Below are 14,913 nucleotides of genomic sequence, written 5' to 3'. Positions count from 1 at the left end.
ACAGCACGAAAGAAAAGGAGGCCGCACATGCAATTTGCATCCGATAAACACCTCGCTACGAAGCGCCCCCGGCACAGGCAAGAACTAGGCAAGCGGGGAGAATCATTCGCCGCGCGCTACCTCCGCGAGCGTGGATCCGATATTATCGCCGCCAACGTTTCCTACCGAGTGGGAGAAATCGACCTTATCGCCCGCGAGCCCGATGGCACGATCGTCTTCGTGGAGGTGAAAACCCGCTCTACCGCGAGCTTTGGCACAGCCGAGGCCGTGACTCCACACAAGCTTTCCCGCATGCGCAGGGCCGCCGTCCAGTGGCTAGACGGCAAGCCACTGGCCACCGTGCGCTTCGATGTCATTGCTCTCGTCGTCAAAGGCGAGGGTTTTGAACTAGAGCACTTTACGGGGGTCGACGATGGCCCTCGGTAAATGCTTAGCAGTCTCCCTGCACGGCGTGCTCGCCCGCGTCATCAATGTCGAAGCCAACGTAGGGCACGGCCTGCCCGGAATCCATGTGGTGGGGCATGCGGATACCGCGATATCTGAATCCCGCGACCGCATCAAGACCGCCGCCGCGAATTCCCGCCTGCCATGGCCGAAAACCAAGGTGATTGTGTCCATGTCGCCGGCCTCGCTCCCAAAATCAGGATCCCATTTTGATCTGCCCATGGCCCTTGCGATTCTTGCCGCCCACGTAGAACAGCATGGCGCTGACTACACGCGCTACGTGCAGTCACCCAGCCGGGTCCTTGAAGAAACCCTGGTGCTCGGGGAACTAGGACTGGACGGCACGGTTAGAGCAGTACCCGGCATTATCCCAGCGCTTCTTGCCGCCCGCGAGGAGGGCATTTCTACGCTGGTCATTCCGCCAGGCAATGCTGCCGAGGTCACCCTCGTTCCCGATATGAATGTGCTGGTCGCAAAAACGCTCTATGATGCCTTTGCCTGGGCGCTAGGAGAGCGCGACCTGCCTCGCACGGCCGAGTGCTGTTCTGCTCAACCCGCACCGGCGCCCGCACAGGAACGCCTCGACTATTGCGATATAGCCGGACAACACCATGCCAAGTGGGCGGCGGAAGTCGCCGCCGCCGGTGGGCACCACCTGTTGATGATTGGCCCACCAGGTTCGGGAAAATCCATGATCGCCTCGCGCCTGCCCAGTATTCTTCCGGCGCTAAGCCTGGACCAAATGGTAGAAACCACCGCGGTCCACTCGCTCACGGGGACCCCCGGTGAAGTGGTCTCCCACGCGCCCTTCATCGCCCCGCACTCCTCGGTTACCCGCGCAGCGCTCCTTGGTGGTGGAAGCGGTCATCCTCGCCCAGGGGCGGTAAGCCTGGCCCATAATGGGGTGCTCTTCCTCGATGAAGTCAGCGAGGTAAGCGCCCCGGTCCTCGACGGAATGCGCGCGCCTTTGGAAGAAGGCCATGTCCGCCTGGCACGCGCGCAGCAGGAGATTGACTACCCGGCGCGATTCCAACTGATTATGGCCGCCAACCCCTGTCGGTGCGCCGCCGAAGATCCCTCTAAATGCACCTGCAATCCGCATGACCGGCTTAATTATCTATCGAATCTGTCGGGGCCGTTGCGCGACCGCTTGGACATGGTGGTCACCCTCTCCGGACAGTCAGCCACCATCAATGCGGAGGGCGAAGAATCCTCTGCCGCCATTGCCGAGCGGGTCGCTGCGGCTCGCGACCGTGCCCGGGCGCGGTGGGCAGCCGACGGCATTCCGGCACGCGTTAACGGTGCCGTGCCCTCGTCCTATTTGCGCCGGCACCGCCCGGCTTCCGAGTCCGCCATGATCATGTTGTCTGCCTACCTTGCCGAGGGCGAGATTTCACAGCGCGGCATCGACCGCGTCCTGCGCGTGTCGTGGACCTTGGCGGATTTGCACGGCAATTCCACACCCGATCTCGCGGAAGTGGGCCAAGCCCTCGACCTTCGTTCGAGCCAAACGGTAGGGAGGATTTCGGCATGAGCGATCTTGATTTATCGACGCCGCTTGCCACATGGGTATATCTCAATCGCGTGGTAGAGGGCCCGTCTGCCTCCTTGCAGGCCTTGCTGGAACATCGTTCGGCAGAAGAGATTGCCCACGGGATTTATCACCGAGCCGATTGGATCGGGCCTCTTTTAGCACGCACCGCCTCGCGGTTTGATTGGGTGCGGCAAAAAGAAGATCTCGCTGCGGCAGAGCGCGTTGGGGCGCGCTTGATTACGGCCGATAGCCCGGAGTGGCCAGCAGAGGCGTTTTCTTCTGCCTTTGGCTTTTACCAGAATGGCGCGGACGCGCCGGCCACGTTCGATGAGCAAGCGGTGCCTCCGCATAGCTTGTGGGTACGCGGCTCAGCGCTGAAACCCGAGGTAGGGCAGGCCGTTGGAATCGTGGGCACGCGCGCCATTTCGCGCTACGGGTGGCAAGCAACCCAAAGCGTGGTCTCGGGCCTAGTGAATCATGAATGGACTATCGTCTCCGGCGGCGCCTTGGGCGTAGATACCGTGGCGCATGAGACCGCCTTGCACAACGCGGGTCGCACTATTGCTGTCGCCGCATGCGGGATCGATAAGAATTATCCGGCCCGCAACGGCGGACTCTTTGACCAGATAGCCGATAATGGCTGCATCGTCTCAGAATTCGCTCCAGAAACTGCACCCAAGCGGCATCGCTTCCTCATTCGCAACCGCCTTGTTGCGGCGCTAAGCCAAGGAATCGTGGTCATGGAAGCGGCATATCGCTCGGGCGCGCTTAATACCCTCAACTGGGCAGAAGCCTTGGGGCGCGTTGCCATGGCGGTGCCGGGACCAATTACGACGAGCGGTTCGCTCGGGTGCCACCAGCGCATCCAGGACGGGCGGGCCCAGTTGGTCGCCAGCGCTGATGAAGTCCGCGCCCTGGTGGGCCGCGCCGGGACGGTTGATCCGGAGGCGCAGTATGAAATGAATTTTGCGGCGTCTTTAACGCAGCGATTATCGCGGAATGAGCTACGGGTCTTTGACGCGACCCCGCCGCCGGGCAGCCCTCCGGCTACTGCTGAAGATATTGCGCGGGACGCGGGGTTCCGCCTGCCCCTCACCGTCCACTTATTGCTTGCCCTAGAGAAAATGTGTGTGATCGTACGGGAAGGAAATAACTGGGTTCGCTTAGAGATGGGCTGAAAAGCAAGTAAACTCGTGGGGTATGAGTGATAAACGGAAGACCGCAGTAACCCATGGCCCGGTCAGGCAAATGGACGAGGCAATCGAGGACTTTGCGGACTTCCAACTCCATGTCAAAGGCCGTGCGGAGGCCACGGTGCGTGGCTACCGCGCGGACTTAAAAAACCTGGCCCAAGACATCGATACATTTGCGGATTTTAACCTCAATAACCTGCGCCAGTGGCTAGGAAACGCGGTCGCAGAAGGAAAGGCGCGCGCAACGCTGGCGCGCAGGACTGCCTCAGTTAAAGCCTTTTCTACCTGGGCGGAAAGGGAAGGCTACCTCACCCGCGATGTTGCGGCACGATTGGTAACACCGAAGGTGGGCCAGCATCTCCCGACGGTGATGGCACCGCAGCAGGCGGGAGAGCTTGTGGGCAATGCGGTTTCTGTCGATGAAGCGCATTTTCAGCGCGATAGCGCCATTTTGGAGTTGCTCTATGCCACCGGAATGCGCGTGGCGGAATTGGTCCGCCTCGATATAGAAGACGTGGACTTAAAGCGGTCCACCGCACGTGTAACCGGTAAGGGAAATAAGCAAAGGGTCGTGCCCTTCGGCGCTGCCGCAACCGATGCCCTGCAGCAGTGGTTAGACGGCGGGCGCAAAGAAATGGCGCGAGGAGATACCCGCGCCATCTTTGTAGGCAGCAGGGGAGCGCGCATTGACCAGCGCCAGGTGCGGCGCATCGTGGACAAAGCTGCCACGATTACCGGCACAAGCGGCCTAACACCTCACGGGGTGCGCCACCTTGCGGCTACACACCTCTTAGAAGGCGGCGCGGATTTGCGCGTGGTCCAAGAGTTACTGGGTCACTCGTCTTTGAGTACCACACAGATTTATACGCATGTTTCCGCAAAGCGGCTAAAGCAGGTCTATTCCCAGGCCCACCCGCGGGCCTGAGTGATTCTTATAAAGGCTTGAGCCGGATGACCGGCATATCCAGCAGGCTTAAGGGGTCGATGTAGCTGTCTTTGGCAATCCGCGCGCCCCAATGCAGCCCTGGTGTGCCGTCTACTGGGTGGCCGAGTTTGCCTATGGTTTGGCCCTCGTGCACCGCTTGGCCTTGGGCAACGCTCGCGTGCACGGGTTGATACGTGGTGCGAATGCCATCGGCATGGTCAATCGACACCACCGGAGTTCCTGCAACGGTGCCGACAAAAGCCACGGTGCCGGATTCGGCGGCGACGACTGGGCTGCCAATTCTTAGGGCCATATCGACGCCTCGGTGGCCCGCGCTCCACTTATGCTCGGGCTTATCAAACCCGCGCAGCACTCGCACCGGGCGCGGTTTACCCGAGGCGGGATCGACGTATGCGGCAGCGGGCGCCGCGCACAGTAGAACCAGCGCACCTGTGAGGATGGTGGCGAGGGTGGGGATAAGGGGGCATCGGCAAGCGGCGGTGTTTCGTGGTCGTGGCAATAGGTGCATGGGGCACAGTGTGGAGCGCTGCGGTCAATAATGCCCGGCGAAGGGTGGACCGGCTGTGGATAAACTAGCAGCGGTGGGGCGGAAGAAACTCGAGTGACAATCGAGGTGAAACGCCCAGAGAAACTTGTGGAAAAGTGCTCGTTCGGTTTGGAAAATCCAGCTGGCTGGGATTATTGTCTTCTATAGCAGTGTGTCCGCTGGGTGGTAATCATCACGGAGGCATTGACTACGCGCGACGAAGTTGTCGCATCCTGCATCAAGGGTGTGGCGGCCCGGCAGCTGACGTGGTCCTTGGAAACAAGGTGTTAGCAGGGCCTTCGTTGCTAGGGTGCGGAATAAAACACCGCACATTTGGAAAACCGAAAGACAATTAAAAGAAAGCGAGCGAATCATGGCAGTTGTAACCATGCGCGAGCTCCTCGACGCTGGTGTGCACTTTGGCCACCAGACCCGTCGCTGGAACCCGAAGATGCGTCGTTTCATCTTCACCGACCGTAACGGTATTTACATCATCGACCTGCAGCAGACGCTGACCTACATCGATGAGGCATACGAGTTCGTTAAGGAAACCGTCGCTCACGGTGGCACCATCCTTTTCGTTGGCACCAAGAAGCAGGCGCAGGAAGCAGTTGCTGAAGAAGCAACCCGCGTCGGCATGCCCTATGTCAACCACCGCTGGTTGGGCGGCATGCTCACCAACTTCCAGACCGTGTCTAAGCGTCTGAAGCGCATGAAGGAACTTCAGGCTATGGATGAGCGCGAGGACGGCTACAAGGGCCGCACCAAGAAGGAAGTTCTGATGCTCAACCGCGAGCGCGCCAAGCTTGAGCGCGTTCTGGGCGGCATCTCCGAGATGGCCAAGACCCCGTCCGCACTGTGGATTGTTGACACCAACAAGGAGCACATCGCGGTTAAGGAAGCTCACAAGCTGAACATCCCGGTTGTTGCCATTCTGGACACCAACTGCGACCCGGATGACGTTGACTTCCCGATCCCGGGCAACGATGACGCAATCCGCTCCACCAAGCTGCTGTCCGGCATCGTGGCTTCTGCCGTCGAAGAGGGCAAGAAGGCTCGCGAGGAGCGCCAGCTTGCAGCTGCTAAGGAAGCTGCCGGCGATTCCGCAGAGAAGGAACAGCGCGATGCTGAGGCTGCTGCGGCCGCATCCGATCCTGCTTCTGCAGAAAAGGCTGAGGAAGCACCCGCAGACAAGCCTGCACAGTAGGCCTGCCTCTTGTGAGGATACTTTCTTAACTGCACTTAATTGAATACCCCACGCACATTTTGGTGTGGGGCAGCTAGGGAATAATTCCTGTACAAGGCTGTTTACCTAACCCCTACCACCGTGTGCTACGGCGGTAGGGGGTTACTTTTATCTATGCTGGAGGCGGCTAAAATTAGCCTCCGTACGACCGCATTGATGAAGGCAAAATGGGGTAGATATCCCCACCCAAAGACGGCGCGAGAACGCTTCTTCGGCTACGCTGTCTCAACGAACACTGATTGATTTTCAAGGAGGATCGCCCTAACTATGGCGAACTACACTGCTGCAGACGTGAAGGCACTGCGCGAAGCAACTGGCTCCGGCATGCTCGATTGCAAGAAGGCCCTGGAAGAAAACGGCGGCGACTACGACAAGGCCGTTGAATTCCTGCGCATCAAGGGTGCGAAGAACGTGTCCAAGCGCGCTGACCGTGAGGCTACCGAGGGCCTCGTTGCCGTATCCGGCAACACCATGGTTGAGATCAACTGCGAGACCGACTTCGTGGCAAAGAACGAGGGCTTCCAGTCCTTCGCCAACAAGATTGTTGAAGCTGCAGCCGCAGCCAAGGCTAATTCCCCGGAGGAACTCAACAACGTAGAGATCGACGGCCAGAAGGTCTCCGAGTTCGTTGACCAGGAGTCCGCAAAGACCGGTGAGAAGCTGCAGGCTCGTCGTGCAGTCACCGTCGATGGCGACAACGTTGCTGTCTACCTGCACCAGCGCTCCGCTGACCTGCCTCCTGCAGTCGGTGTCTTGGTTTCCTACGAAGGTAACAAGGAAGGCGCACACGCTGCCGCACTGCAGATTGCAGCAATGAACGCTGAGTACCTGAAGCGCGAAGACGTTCCTGCAGAGATCGTCGAGAAGGAGCGCTCCATCGCTGAGGCCACCACTCGCGAGGAGGGAAAGCCTGAGGCTGCGCTTCCAAAGATCGTGGAAGGCCGCCTGAACGGCTTCTACAAGTCCGTTGTTCTGCTGGAGCAGGCTTCCTTGTCCGATAACAAGAAGACCGTCAAGCAGGTCGCAGAAGAGGCCGGCACCACCATTACTGGCTTCGTCCGTTACGAGGTTGGCGCTTAAGTCTAAGCCCGCTTTTTAGCCTTTAAAGCCCACGGGAGGTACGCCCTCTCAGTGGGCTTTTCTGCTGTCTAGGGGCAGTGGGGAAGGGGTGGCTGCTGGCCTGTGGTGCGGTGTGGGGAAGCGGCGGCTGTGTGGGTAAGATGGAAAAGAAATAAAATCAGCCCGCGCAAAAGGAGACGATGAAGGCGTGACTTCTGCAGACGAAAAGCGAACCGGATACAAACGAGTAATGCTGAAACTCGGCGGCGAAATGTTTGGCGGAGGCAAAGTCGGAATTGATCCGGACGTTGTCGACAACGTAGCTCGCCAAATCGCCGAAGTGGCTGAGCAGGGGATCGAAATCGCTGTGGTGATCGGCGGCGGCAACTTCTTCCGCGGTGCAGAGCTCTCGCAGCGTGGCATGGACCGCGCCCGCTCTGACTACATGGGAATGCTGGGCACGGTCATGAACTCGTTGGCCCTGCAGGACTTCCTGAAGCAAAAGGGCGTTGATTGCCGCGTGCAAACGTCTATCAACATGGCGCAAATCGCCGAGCCGTACCTGCCATTGCGCGCTGACCGCCACCTAGAGAAGGGCCGCGTCGTTATCTTCGGTGCCGGCATGGGCATGCCGTACTTCTCCACGGATACTACGGCCGCGCAGCGCGCACTAGAAATTGGCGCCGATGTCCTCTTCTTGGCCAAGGGCGTTGATGGCGTGTACTCCGACGACCCACGCACGAACCCCGATGCGGAGCTCTACACCCAAATCACTCCGCGCGAGGTCATTGAAAAGGGCCTCAAGGTCGCCGATGCAACCGCCTTCAGCCTGTGCATGGACAATGACATGCCGATTTTGGTCTTCAACCTCTTGGAAGAGGGGAATATCGCCCGCGCGGCCAGCGGTCAGGTTATCGGCACGCTGGTGCAGTCCTAATTCTAAAACGGCACAGAACCTGCTACCTTTTATACAGCTACCCCTCAACGTTGAAGGATGATTCAGCCTCATGATCGATGACATTCAGCTCGAAGCAGAAGAGCACATGACCGCTTCCGTCGAGCACACCCGCGAGCAGCTGGTGACCATTCGTACCGGACGCGCGAACCCGGCGATGTTCAACGGGCTCATCGCGGAGTACTACGGTGCGCCGACCCCGATTACTCAGATGGCTACCATCTCCGTGCCAGAGCCGCGCATGTTGCTCATCAAGCCATACGAGCAGTCCATGATCCAAGAGATTGAAAACTCCATCCGCAACTCGGACCTGGGCGTTAACCCCACCAACGATGGCCACGTACTGCGTGTGACCGTTCCGCAGTTGACCGAGGAGCGCCGTAAGGAAATGGTCAAGCTGGCCAAGAGCAAGGGCGAAGACGGCAAGATTGCCATCCGTAATATCCGCCGCAAGGCCATGGAGCAGCTGAAGAAGCTCCAAAAGGATGGCGAAGAGGGCGAGGATGAGGTCCTTGCCGCAGAAAAGGAAATGGAAAAGATTACCGCTGGTTACGTCGATCAGGTTGACAAGCTAGTGGAAAACAAGGAATCCGAATTGATGGAGGTCTAGGCCTTTTCCGCTGCCGCCGCGCCCACATCGGCCGGCGGCGCTTTTCTATACGTAGTATTTTTGTATAGGAAATAGATAAGCCCCGCGACGCGCATACAACGCCAAGTGAAAGGAGCCGGTCACGGTGAGTGACGCCTTGAACCGCCGATTGCCGCAGCCGAAAAATGGTCCCGGCCGTGACTTGCCGGCGGCTATTGGAGTAGGCGTGGGACTTGGCGCCCTCGTCGTCCTCGCTGTCTGGGCTGGCCCCTTGGCCTGGTATGCGGTGGTAGCCGTCGCGGTCGGCGGGGCAATGTGGGAAGTCCTTACCCGCTTGCGGGAGAACTCGTACTATATCCCGCGCACCCTGTTAATCATTTTGGGCCAAGCCATGGTGTGGATTTCTTGGCCGCTTGGCGCGCCCGGCCTCGTGGCCGTCTACGTCACCGCCGTGCTCATTTTGATGTTCGGCAGGCTTTTTCATAACGGGCGGCATCGCCCACCCATCAATTACCTGCGGGACATGTCCGTCGGTATCTTCGTGCTGACGTGGATTCCGCTGTTTGCGACCTTTGCAGCGATGCTGTCGCTGATTTCTTCCCCGGTGGCCAGCGGCGCCGCTTCCATCGTGGTCTTTATGTTGTGCGTGGTCGCCTCCGATACAGGCGGCTACGTCGTCGGCGTCATGTTTGGTTCCCACCCCATGGCACCGGCCGTGAGCCCGAAGAAATCCTGGGAGGGATTTTGCGGCTCCATCGCCTTCGGCATCATCGTTGGGGCGCTTTCCGTCCACTTCCTCTTGCACCACTCGGCGTGGGTAGGTGCCTTGATGGGCCTTGGCCTTGTTATTTGCGCCTCGCTGGGTGACTTGGTGGAATCGCAATTTAAACGAGAGCTGGGCATTAAAGACATGTCCCACATTCTCCCTGGACACGGCGGCCTTATGGACCGCCTTGATGGCATGCTTCCCTCTGCCATGGTTACTTGGGTGGCCATGAGTTTTATGGCAAACATTGCGGTCTAATCCGAGCTGGGGCCACCGCGTGTCAGAGGGTGCTGAATATAAAACCGCCGCTTCCCGCTGCGTCACCGAAATAACATTTCGGGGGGTGTTCCTATATAGGTTGTCAACTCCGTGGGTGAGGTTGCTGGGGGTGTGAAGGGTTTCTGCTTCACGCTGCGGATGTTGTTTTCGGGCATGCTGAAGAGCCGATTGGGCTTCTTGCGCAATCGGCTTCGGGGTTTGGAGTGGCTAGGCTGCTGCGGCCTCCTGGGCTGTGGGGATGTCTCGGTAGAGTTCTCCGCTGCGCATCATGGCGAAGAGGACGTTGAGGCGTCGGCGTGCGAGCGCGACGACTGCGGCGTTGTGTCTTTTGCCTTCGTTGCGTTTTCGTTCGTAGAATTGCCGGGAACGCTCGTGGAATCTGATCGATGCAAAGGACGATTGCCATAGGGCGTTCTTCAATTTTTTGTTGCCGGCCCGGTTGGGTGAATTCGACATGATGGACGTTCCCGACTGGTTTGTCCGTGGCGACAGGCCTGCGTAGGAAGCTAGGTGCGCTGCATCGGGAAAGTCGGACATATCGCCGACTGTCATAAGGATTTGCGCGGCGCTACGTGGGCCGATGCCGGGCATTGACAAGAGAATCTCGGTCTGAGGAATGTCCTGGATTAGCTCGAGTACCTGGGCTTCAATCTCTTTACGGTGCTCCAGCTTGGCTAGTGCATCTTTGGCGGACATTGCTACGCCAAGTTCCGCGTATTCTGCACCGGCGATGGATACCGTCTGGCCGTGGATGGCAGCAAGCATGGCATCGATAACTGGCTCAGGATTACGTGCCCTGTGACCACGTGCGAAAGCTGCCAGCCGTGCTTTGCCGACGCGTCGAATCTTGGTGGGGCCACCGTATTTCGCCAGAAGGTGGAGGATCCACTTGCGGTGAATCATCTGTCCACGCAGGACATGTTCGAATGCGGGGTAGGTTCCCACGAGCGCGGATCGCATCTGGTTGATCAGGCGTGTGTAGGCGCGGGCGAGGTCTTCGTCGATACCGTTGAGAACTTTCAGCTGAAGGAAGACTTCCTCAACGCGGTCAACACTACGCAGAGCATCCGGCAGGTTAAGGCCGGCATGGGCGATGACGTAGGCGTCGCGTACATCGGTCTTGGAGTTGCCGACGTGGATACGTGAAAGCTGTCGCATGGCAAGCCCGGGGAGGTAGCGAACGTCGGCTCCCATTGCTTGGGCGACTGCGACGGTTAGCCTGCCGATGTTGTTGGGCTGATCAACGACGACAAGGACCTCGGCGTCGCTGGCCAGGAATTTGCCGAAGAGCTTGCGTAGCGAGTCTTCGTGCTGGTTGATGCGTTTGGATAGGACTTGTCTGCCCTGGGGATCGAGGACGCAGGCGTGGTGGAAGTATTTGCCGACGTCCATTCCAATGACGAAGTCATAGGCCATGAGTTGGTGCCTCCTAGCGATGAGTAGAAAGTTGGATTATTTACGCTTCATCGCTGGGGTGGTCGGACATACTTGCGCTGGCATCCACATTACTGTGAGACCTCGTGCCTCCTGGGCCGGGTCAGGTTCCTATAAGCAGTTTGAGTATGTCACTGTCTTCGGCGGCATCACCCCCCGGATCATTTCAGACAGGGACAGGAATAAGCCATACCGAAGCCAGCGACTAGTTCCACTGTCCTTTCGGACGGCGGGAACGGACATAAACATAGCCCGCCCACTCGGGTGGACAGGCTATGAATCTTCGGTGCCCTGGGGTGGAACTGCTAACAACGTAATGGGCAGGGAGGAGAGCGGCGGTAGGGCTATTTAGCCTTGGGCCTGCTTGCGCAATTGGCGGCGCAATTCGAGCATGCGCCACACACCCACAAGCGCCATGATGAGAGCGCCGCCAATGGTAAACATCAGGTAGGCAATGCCTGCTGGGAACTGACCCGACCAGCCGAGGAAGTTCATAGGAACTTCTTGCTGGTTTTGCAGAATGAAGATGATCAACACGATCAGCAAGAGGAAGCCTACGATGAGAGCTGCCCAGGTGCTAGCGGCGAACGAGCCTTGGGCTTTTTGTGGTGCGGCAGCGGGTTCGGTGGTGCCGGCGCCGGTGGAGACTTCCTTGCTTCCAGATTCGGCCAGAGCAGCTTGATCTTCTGCCGCGGTGGCCTCATCATCGGAGGTGGAAAAGTCATCTTCGGGGTATTTCGGATTGGTCATATATCCATTATTTCTGTAAACCCTTCCAAAATTCCACTTGGCTATAAATTGAGGCGTTCCCAATTGGAAAAGTACCGGTAAACCGTGGAAAGATGGGCATCATTATGGCTCAACCAGTAAAACTTAACTTCTCCGCGCCGCGGCGCGGTCTGCCACCCAAGCACTTTGCGGATCTCTCTGAAAGCGAGCGCATCGATAAGCTCGCAGACATCGGCCTACCTAAATTCCGTGCTAAGCAAATTGCCAAGCACTACTACGAGCATCTTACTGACGACGTCGAAGAGATGACGGATATCCCCGCCGGCAAGCGCGAGGAGGTGAAGGAGGCATTCTTCCCTGAGCTCATGAAGCCTATTCGTACGATTTCTACTGATGATGGGGAGACCACTAAGTCCCTGTGGCGCTTGCACGACGGCACCCTATTGGAGTCCGTCCTGATGCGGTACCCCGGCCGTGCTACCTTGTGCATTTCTTCCCAGGCTGGCTGCGGAATGGCCTGCCCGTTCTGTGCTACCGGCCAGGGCGGACTAGACCGCAACCTTTCTACAGGCGAAATCGTCGAACAGTTCCGCCACGCAGCCGCAGCAATGGCGGCCGAAGGCGGACGCTTGTCCAATGTGGTCTTCATGGGCATGGGAGAGCCGCTGGCAAACTACAAGCGCGTGGTCCAGGCGGTGCGCCAGATTACCGGCCAGGATGGAACGGGCTTTGGGCTCTCGCAGCGCAATGTGACCGTATCCACCGTGGGTTTGGCACCTGCCATCCGCAAGCTCGCGGACGAAGACCTTGCCTGCACGCTTGCGGTGTCGCTGCACACGCCGGATGATGAGCTGCGCGATAGCTTGGTTCCGGTAAATAACCGCTGGTCCGTTGATGAGGTCCTCGATGCCGCACGGTACTACGCCGATAAATCCGCCCGCCGCGTGTCAATCGAGTACGCCCTTATTCGGGATAAGAATGACCAGGATTTCCGCGCCGATATGCTAGGCCGCAAGTTGCACCAGAAGCTTGGCTCCAAGGTGCACGTTAACGTGATCCCTCTTAACCCGACCCCTGGCTCGGAGTGGGACGCAGCTCCTAAGACGCGGCTTGATGAATTCGTGCGCCGCGTCCAGGCACAGGGAGTGCCGTGCACTGTGCGCGATACTAAGGGCGATGAAATCGCGGCAGCCTGTGGCCAACTTGCCGCCGATGAACGAGAAGGCATGTCGGCCTAAGAGCCCGCTGTCACAGCCACCTAGGCATTTTTGGATAAGTGCTTAGGTGGTTTTCTCGTTGTATTCTGCGTTTACACGTGCGGTGCAGTCAAACGCAGTACGGCTACGTACCCGGTAAAACCACAAAACCGCCGAGCCCCTCGCATTAAGGCGGCCCGGCGATTTTCCGTAGCTAGGATTACAGCGCGTGCTTGCCGGAGCTTACCTCGGCAGCGTCGGACGCGGAGTCAACACGCAGGTGGGCTACGCGGGAAGGCTCGATATTCAACGCGCGCAGCTGGGAGTCGGTCAACTCGGTGTAGGCACCGGATACGGTCTTCTGGTCATAAGTCCAGTCCCGTTCTTGGTGGTCGGCCGGCTTATTATTAGAGGTGATGGTGCGCACCTGGTTGAGCTTCGGCTCGAAGGTGAAGATGAGCAGGCCCACAACCAAAAGGACGGTCAGGGCGACGAGCCAGACGGTCTCCACGTGGCCCTTGTGGTTACCAAAGTTGAAACCAATCATGAAAATCACGGAGATCCAACCCGCGATTTGCACACCAGAGCGGCTGATGCGGGACCAACCGAAGCCTGCGGATGGAACATCTTCGGTAGAAACACCGTCATAAACCTGCGGTACCGGCTTGTGGGAAGACACTTGCTCTCCTTCGCTATCGCGTGTGTCCTTTTATCGAGGGCACACCAATGCCATTTGACTGCCTACTATTTTAAAACATCGTGGCTGCAAAGGCGATTAAACACCCCCGCCTTCTTGCCCGGATCCACCCCATAGCCGGGCGGCGTAAATGACCGCTAGGGTAGAGGGGTGACTACTCAGCGAATACTTATTCTCGGCTCCACCGGCTCTATTGGCACGCAAGCATTAGAAGTGATTGCAGATAACCCCGATAAGTTTGAGGTCGTGGGCATTGCTGCGGGCGGTTCTAACCCGCAGCAGATCATTGAGCAGGCCCGCGCCTTCAACCTTTCGTTTGACCACATTGCCGTGGCACAGACTGCGGCGGCTGCGGAGGTTTCTGCTGATTTAGGCGGCACAGTACTTTCCGGCGCCGGTGCAGCCGAAGAGCTGGTGCGCTCGGTTCCCGCCGATACCGTGCTCAATGCCCTAGTGGGCTCCCTCGGGCTCAAGGCCACGCTGGCTACGCTGGAAATCGGCGAGTGCCTCGCGCTAGCGAATAAGGAGTCCTTGGTTGCCGGCGGCACGCTGGTCACGAAATCCGCGCGGCCAGGCCAGATCATCCCCGTGGATTCGGAGCACTCTGCGATGGCGCAATGCCTGCGCGCGGGCGAAGAGGGCGAGCTAGCCAAGCTCGTTCTCACGGCCTCGGGCGGCCCCTTCCGCGGTCAGACGCGTGAGCAGATGTGGGACGTTACCCCGCAGCAAGCCGCGCAGCACCCTACATGGTCCATGGGGCAGATGAATACGCTGAATTCAGCCACCTTGATCAATAAGGGGCTCGAGCTCATTGAGGCCACGCTGCTTTTTGATATCGAGCCAGAGCGCATCGATGTCACGGTTCACCCGCAGTCGGTCATTCACTCGATGGCCACTTTTAAAGATGGCTGCACTATCGCCCAGGCCTCTCCGCCATCGATGAAGCTGCCCATCTCCCTGGCGCTGAATTGGCCCCAGCGTGTGCCGGGGGCGCAGCCGGCGCTCGATTTTTCACAAGCGCATACGTGGCATTTTGAGCCGCTTGATGATGTCTCTTTTCCCGCCGTATCCCTCGCCCGCGAGGCTGCGGCGCAGGGAACTGGAGTGATTTATAACGCTGCCAATGAAGAGGCCGCGGCGGCCTTTTTGGCCGGGCGTATCCACTTCCCAGAGATTGTTGATGTTGTAGGCGAGATCCTCGGGGAGTCTTCCCAGTTTGCTGGTGTAGTCTCTACCCTCGATGAAATCCTCGCCGTAGAGGGTGAGGCTCGCAGGCGCGCGAATGCGCGCATTGACCGTTTAGCTGACTAGAAAGCTTTC

General features: G+C 58.7%; 15 protein-coding genes. 11 read left to right on the top strand and 4 right to left on the bottom strand.

The window, feature by feature from the left end; translation table 11 throughout:
- Nucleotides 1–27: 27 nt before the first annotated feature.
- From ACLI1T_RS07395 to ACLI1T_RS07380, 4 genes are read left to right on the top strand one after another with little or no spacing between them, the layout of a single operon-like run.
- Nucleotides 28–426 (top strand): YraN family protein, encoded by a 399-nt coding sequence (locus tag ACLI1T_RS07395; protein ID WP_023022903.1) that lies wholly within the window; start codon nt 28–30, stop codon nt 424–426.
- Nucleotides 413–1,978 carry a YifB family Mg chelatase-like AAA ATPase gene (locus ACLI1T_RS07390; protein WP_411702311.1) on the top strand — a complete coding sequence of 522 codons (1,566 nt, stop codon included), beginning with the start codon at nt 413–415 and terminating at the stop codon, nt 1,976–1,978. Before ACLI1T_RS07395 ends, ACLI1T_RS07390 begins: the two co-directional genes overlap by 14 nt.
- Nucleotides 1,975–3,156 (top strand): DNA-processing protein DprA, encoded by a 1,182-nt coding sequence (dprA, locus tag ACLI1T_RS07385; RefSeq protein ID WP_349852731.1) that lies wholly within the window; start codon nt 1,975–1,977, stop codon nt 3,154–3,156. The genes ACLI1T_RS07390 and dprA overlap by 4 nt, the downstream gene beginning before the upstream one ends.
- 22 nt (nt 3,157–3,178) lie before the next feature.
- Nucleotides 3,179–4,096: a tyrosine recombinase XerC gene (locus ACLI1T_RS07380; RefSeq protein WP_023022897.1), complete on the top strand. Its 918-nt coding sequence runs from the start codon at nt 3,179–3,181 to the stop codon at nt 4,094–4,096.
- 7 nt (nt 4,097–4,103) lie between these two features.
- Here the strand turns inward: ACLI1T_RS07380 and ACLI1T_RS07375 are convergent, their stop codons facing one another.
- Nucleotides 4,104–4,625: a M23 family metallopeptidase gene (locus ACLI1T_RS07375; RefSeq protein WP_411702310.1), complete on the bottom strand. Its 522-nt coding sequence runs from the start codon at nt 4,623–4,625 to the stop codon at nt 4,104–4,106.
- A gap of 391 nt (nt 4,626–5,016) precedes the next feature.
- On the opposite strand from ACLI1T_RS07375, the gene rpsB reads away from it, so the two are divergent.
- The 5 genes from rpsB (at nt 5,017) to ACLI1T_RS07350 (ending at nt 9,516) form a co-directional block, all read left to right on the top strand.
- Nucleotides 5,017–5,850, top strand: coding sequence for a 30S ribosomal protein S2 (rpsB, locus tag ACLI1T_RS07370; protein ID WP_005278684.1), 834 nt, complete (start codon nt 5,017–5,019; stop codon nt 5,848–5,850).
- Nucleotides 5,851–6,156: 306 nt separating this feature from the next.
- Nucleotides 6,157–6,969: a translation elongation factor Ts gene (gene tsf, locus ACLI1T_RS07365; RefSeq protein ID WP_284769594.1), complete on the top strand. Its 813-nt coding sequence runs from the start codon at nt 6,157–6,159 to the stop codon at nt 6,967–6,969.
- Nucleotides 6,970–7,198: 229 nt separating this feature from the next.
- Nucleotides 7,199–7,885 (top strand): UMP kinase, encoded by a 687-nt coding sequence (gene pyrH, locus ACLI1T_RS07360; protein ID WP_051138368.1) that lies wholly within the window; start codon nt 7,199–7,201, stop codon nt 7,883–7,885.
- A gap of 70 nt (nt 7,886–7,955) precedes the next feature.
- Nucleotides 7,956–8,513 carry a ribosome recycling factor gene (gene frr, locus ACLI1T_RS07355; RefSeq protein ID WP_023022888.1) on the top strand — a complete coding sequence of 186 codons (558 nt, stop codon included), beginning with the start codon at nt 7,956–7,958 and terminating at the stop codon, nt 8,511–8,513.
- 124 nt (nt 8,514–8,637) lie between these two features.
- The gene (locus ACLI1T_RS07350; RefSeq protein WP_411702309.1) at nt 8,638–9,516 is read left to right on the top strand and encodes a phosphatidate cytidylyltransferase; all 879 of its coding nucleotides are present in this window, start codon (nt 8,638–8,640) and stop codon (nt 9,514–9,516) included.
- Between the two features lie 228 nt (nt 9,517–9,744).
- On the opposite strand, the gene ACLI1T_RS07345 is transcribed toward ACLI1T_RS07350, so the two are convergent.
- Together ACLI1T_RS07345 and ACLI1T_RS07340 are read right to left on the bottom strand one after the other, a co-directional pair.
- Nucleotides 9,745–10,953: an IS110 family transposase gene (locus ACLI1T_RS07345; protein ID WP_411702308.1), complete on the bottom strand. Its 1,209-nt coding sequence runs from the start codon at nt 10,951–10,953 to the stop codon at nt 9,745–9,747.
- A gap of 366 nt (nt 10,954–11,319) precedes the next feature.
- Nucleotides 11,320–11,721, bottom strand: coding sequence for a lipopolysaccharide assembly LapA domain-containing protein (locus ACLI1T_RS07340; protein ID WP_023022884.1), 402 nt, complete (start codon nt 11,719–11,721; stop codon nt 11,320–11,322).
- A 104-nt stretch (nt 11,722–11,825) separates the two neighbouring features.
- Here ACLI1T_RS07340 and rlmN point away from each other — a divergent pair, with 104 nt between their 5' ends.
- Nucleotides 11,826–12,938 (top strand): 23S rRNA (adenine(2503)-C(2))-methyltransferase RlmN, encoded by a 1,113-nt coding sequence (gene rlmN / locus ACLI1T_RS07335; protein ID WP_411702307.1) that lies wholly within the window; start codon nt 11,826–11,828, stop codon nt 12,936–12,938.
- A 178-nt stretch (nt 12,939–13,116) separates the two neighbouring features.
- Here rlmN and ACLI1T_RS07330 read toward each other — a convergent pair whose 3' ends face one another.
- On the bottom strand, nt 13,117–13,575 hold the full coding sequence (locus ACLI1T_RS07330) for a DUF2631 domain-containing protein (RefSeq protein ID WP_023027917.1): 459 nt from the start codon (nt 13,573–13,575) through the stop codon (nt 13,117–13,119).
- A gap of 168 nt (nt 13,576–13,743) precedes the next feature.
- Here ACLI1T_RS07330 and dxr point away from each other — a divergent pair, with 168 nt between their 5' ends.
- Nucleotides 13,744–14,904 (top strand): 1-deoxy-D-xylulose-5-phosphate reductoisomerase, encoded by a 1,161-nt coding sequence (gene dxr / locus ACLI1T_RS07325; RefSeq protein WP_411702306.1) that lies wholly within the window; start codon nt 13,744–13,746, stop codon nt 14,902–14,904.
- Nucleotides 14,905–14,913: the final 9 nt, after the last annotated feature.

The organism is Corynebacterium tuingiense, from assembly GCF_046718165.1.
Lineage (GTDB): Bacteria > Actinomycetota > Actinomycetes > Mycobacteriales > Mycobacteriaceae > Corynebacterium.
Note: the sequence above shows the minus strand (reverse complement) of the source record. Positions and strands in the feature narration are given on the sequence as shown.